Below are 3,889 nucleotides of genomic sequence, written 5' to 3' on the forward strand. Positions count from 1 at the left end.
GTCTTGCCGGCCCCGTTGGGGCCGAGCAGGGAGAAGATGGTTCCTTCGGGGACGGTGATGTCGATGCCGCGGAGGACGGGTTTGTCGCCGTAGGACTTGTGCAGACCGACCGCGGAGATCGCCGGTTTGGTCATGGTGATCGCTCCTGCTCAGAGGCTGCGGGCGGTGATGTTTCCCTGCTGGGTGCTCGCGTGGATGGTCAGGCCGGCGACGCCGTCGGCGTTTCGCAGCGAGTTGTGGATCCGGCCCTGGCCGGTGCCGGCGTCCAAGGAGGCCGAAACCCCGGGCGCGGCGTCGATCGACAGGTCGCCCTGTTGGGTGCGCAGCACGACCTTCCCGGCGGCGGCCCGGCTGACGTGGATGTCGCCCTGCTGGGTGCTGATCTCCGCAGAGCCACCCAGGGAACCGACCGCGATGTCACCGGAGTGCGCGGTGAGACGCAGGCTCGCCGCCTCGTCGATCTTGATCGTGTCGTTCGCGCCTTCGACCGTGACGTCGCCGAGACGTCCGAGGGTCTGGAATCCGGCGCAGGACACATTCGCGTCGACCCGAGAGCCGGTGGGCAGTTCGATGCTCACCTCGATGGATCCGGAGAGGCCGAAGAACTGGCTCTTCGCCGCCGGGGCGTCGATGCGCAGGACGCCGTCGGCGAAGGTGACCTCGGCCTGCTCCGCCGCTTTCACGTCACGGCTCTTGTCGGCGTTCGCGGGCCGGATCTCCACCGTCGTGTCGAGTCGGTCGGCAGCGGTGATCCGGACGTTGCTCGCGGGGATGTCCAGGACGGCGGTGATCGGGGCGGGGGTCTTGAAGGTCTGCATCACACACTCCGCGTCTCGTTGTTTCTGACATTGGAAACGCTACGTTGCGTTCATGATTCACTCAACATGCTCGTTGCGTGAAATCGACATCTTCGCTGGTAGAGAGGGCAAAATCGTTGCAACCATTCACGAGGTAACGCAACGAGAGTCCTTCGGCTCGTAGCAATGACTGTGAGGTGAATGCTACGCTGAGCACGTCAAGGGCGCGTGAAGGGAGATTGCGATGCCGGGAGGCAGACTCACTCAGCAGGAACGTCAGCAGATCGCGCTGGGGTTGGCCGACGGCCTGGCCTACGCGGAGATCGCCCGAGGGCTGGAACGGCCCACTTCGACCATCACCCGCGAGGTGATGCGCAACGGGGGTTACACCGCCTACCGCGCCGACCTGGCCCACCGCGCCACCGAACGCCGCGCCCACCGGCGCAGGAGCGCCTCCCCCCGCGGACAGGGAACGTCCGCGCGGGCTCCCGGATGGGACGACGAGGCCGTGCGCGAGTACGAGGAAATGTTCACCACCATCCTCATGCAGTCGGGCCTGCCCAAGATGATGTCCCGGGTGCTGGCCTGCCTGTACACGACCGACTTCGGCAGCCTGACCGCCGCCGAACTCGTCCAGCGCCTCCAGGTCAGCCCGGCATCCGTTTCCAAGGCCATCGCCGGGCTCGAAAGTATGATCCTCGTCCGCCGGGAACGCGACGAACGCCGCCGTGAGCGCTACGTCGTCGACGACGACATCTGGTACCAGTCGATGATGCACAACGCCCGGGCCAACGCTCAGCTCGCCGAGATCGCGCGGCAGGGCGTCAACATCCTCGGCCGCGACTCCCCGGCCGCCGCCCGTCTCGAAAACGTCGCCCGCTTCCTCGATTTCGTCGGCGAGGGCATCATCCAGGCCACGGAGCAGGCCCGTGAGATCCTCTACGGAACGACCGAAACGGGCCCGGGCGGCACCACCGAACCGCAGCCGGAGCACGAATAGACCATCATCCCGTCGTGCACAGCCGACCCCGGGTTCCGGGCGGGGCAACCCGCGTGCGGCAGCGGCCGGTAGCGAACGCCGCGCGGAGTTCCCGGTTCCCCGGCTCGGGACGGGGTCGCCGGTACAGCGCCGCCGATACAGCGCCGCGAGAACCGAACCGCCGGTACCGAGCCGCCGGTTACCGAGCCGCCGGTCACCGAGCCGGCCCCTCCGACAGCCTTCGAGAGGCGATCTCATGATCACGACAACCCTGAGTGCTCCCGGCGCCGAGATCCACTACGAAGTCCGCGGCACCGGCCCGGCTCTGATCCTCATCCACGGCGGCGCCGGCGATGCGGCCATGTTCGGGCCCGCGGCCGAGCTCCTGTGCGACCGCTACACGGTCGTCACCTACGACCGCCGCGGCAACTCCCGCAGCCACCTCACCGAACCGGCCGAAGAACAGCGGGTCGTCGAACACTCGGAAGACGTACGCCTGTTGCTGAACGCCATCGAAGTCGAAAGCGCGTACATCTTCGGCGGCCACACCGGCGCCGTGATCGGGCTGGACCTCCTGGCCCGCCATCCCGCGCAGGTGACCAAACTGGTCGCGCACGAGCCTCCGGTGCTCGAACTGCTACCCGACGCGGAGCGGTTGCGGGCACAGATCCAAGAGGTCCGCGACATCTGCCGCCGCGACGGTACGGAACAGGCCATCCGGAAGCTCGCCGCAGTGATCCGCGTCCCCGGGCCGCCACCGAACCATCCGTCGCTCCCGGCCCCCGTACGCGAGATGTTGGCCCGCATCGAGGGCAACGTGGAGTACTCCCTGCTGCACGAGCTACGCCCGTTCACGAGCTTCAGCCCGGGCGTCGAGGCTCTGCGCGGGGCAGCCCTGACACTTGCCGGCGGCACCGAGGGCCGCGACACGCTGCCGTACCTCGCGACCACTGCCCTCGCCGACGTCCTCGGCACGTCGCTCGTGGAGTTCCCGGGCGATCACGTGAGCTACGCGCGGTACCCGGCCGAGTTCGCCGACATCCTCACCGGCCTGCTCGCCACCTGACCTGCCCGGCCCGCCGTTCGGCCCGACCTGTCCGATCAACCGCAGCTGCCGGCGGCGCCGTCGCTCAGGATCCGATCCGACCCGCCGTCACCGATACCGTCCGTCGCATCACGCTCCGTCAGATAGCCTGCATCGTGTCTGTTCGCGTCTGTTCGTGTCCGTCGAAGGGAACTTTGCGTCATGGCCACCACTCGTACCGCACACACCGCCTGGGCAGGCGAACTGCTCAACGGCAGTGGCGTCGTCAGCTTCGATTCGTCCGGCATCGGGGACTTCCCGGTTTCCTGGCCGTCGCGCGCCGAGCAGGCGAACGGTAAGACCAGTCCGGAAGAGCTGATCGCGGGCGCGCACTCCAGTTGCTATTCGATGGCCCTGTCCCACGGCCTGACCGGCGCCGGTACTCCGCCGAACCGCCTGGACACCAAGGCCGAGGTCACGTTCCAGCCGGGTGAGGGCATCACCGGCATCCACCTGACCGTACGCGGCGAGGTGCCGGGCCTGGACGAGGCCGGCTTCCTCGCGGCGGCCGAGGACGCCAAGAAGAACTGCCCCGTCAGCCAGGCTCTCAGCGGGACGACGATCACGCTCACCGCCGAACTCGCCTGACGCTTCCCGGGTCACTCCGGTGCCGCCTGCCCTTCACCACCCGCCCGAGAACCGATCCTGGGTCGGGTGGGCCCGAAACACCGTTTCGCGCCCACCCGACCCCGGGACCGGTTCTGCTTGCACCGCCTGCAAGGTGGTGCCGGACACCTTTACGCGGGGAGGGCTCAGCCGACGATCGACTTGACCGCCTCGGGGATCGGAACGCTGCCGCCGATCAGGTCCAACGTGCGTCCGGCGGAGCCAGGTTCGGACAGAAGTTCGGCCAGAACGGCCGCCACATCGTCTCGGGTGACGTCGCCGCGGGCCGTGGCGTCGGCCAGGTTGACCGTGCCGGTACCGGCGTCGTCGGTCAGCCGGCCCGGCCGCACAATGGTCCAGTCGAGAGCCGACCTGCCCTGTACGTCCGCGTCGGCCGCGCCCTTCGCCCGCAGGTACGCGGCG

The 3,889-nt window shown here is 68.5% G+C and carries 5 protein-coding genes and 1 pseudogene; 3 read left to right on the forward strand and 3 right to left on the reverse strand.

What is annotated here, in order from left to right:
• A pseudogene (locus GT354_RS47465) lies at nucleotides 1–134 on the reverse strand (ABC transporter); the annotation flags it as partial.
• A gap of 15 nt (nucleotides 135–149) precedes the next feature.
• Nucleotides 150–818 (reverse strand): DUF4097 family beta strand repeat-containing protein, encoded by a 669-nt coding sequence (locus GT354_RS47470; protein WP_161364014.1) that lies wholly within the window; start codon nucleotides 816–818, stop codon nucleotides 150–152.
• Between the two features lie 223 nt (nucleotides 819–1,041).
• Between GT354_RS47470 and GT354_RS47475 the strand changes: the two genes are divergently transcribed.
• From GT354_RS47475 to GT354_RS47485, 3 genes are all read left to right on the forward strand, one after another.
• A complete protein-coding gene (locus tag GT354_RS47475; protein WP_161364017.1) occupies nucleotides 1,042–1,797 on the forward strand; it encodes a helix-turn-helix domain-containing protein in 756 nt (251 codons plus the stop codon).
• Between the two features lie 235 nt (nucleotides 1,798–2,032).
• Entirely contained in the window at nucleotides 2,033–2,842 is an 810-nt protein-coding gene (locus GT354_RS47480; protein WP_161364019.1) for an alpha/beta hydrolase, read from the forward strand.
• Nucleotides 2,843–3,022: 180 nt separating this feature from the next.
• Nucleotides 3,023–3,448 carry an OsmC family protein gene (locus GT354_RS47485; protein WP_161364021.1) on the forward strand — a complete coding sequence of 142 codons (426 nt, stop codon included), beginning with the start codon at nucleotides 3,023–3,025 and terminating at the stop codon, nucleotides 3,446–3,448.
• 164 nt (nucleotides 3,449–3,612) lie between these two features.
• Here GT354_RS47485 and GT354_RS47490 read toward each other — a convergent pair.
• On the reverse strand, nucleotides 3,613–3,889 hold a 277-nt coding region (locus GT354_RS47490), incomplete at its 5' end, for an NAD(P)H-binding protein (protein WP_161364023.1).

Source organism: Streptomyces sp. SID3343 (genome assembly GCF_009865215.1).
Taxonomy (GTDB): Bacteria; Actinomycetota; Actinomycetes; order Streptomycetales; family Streptomycetaceae; genus Embleya.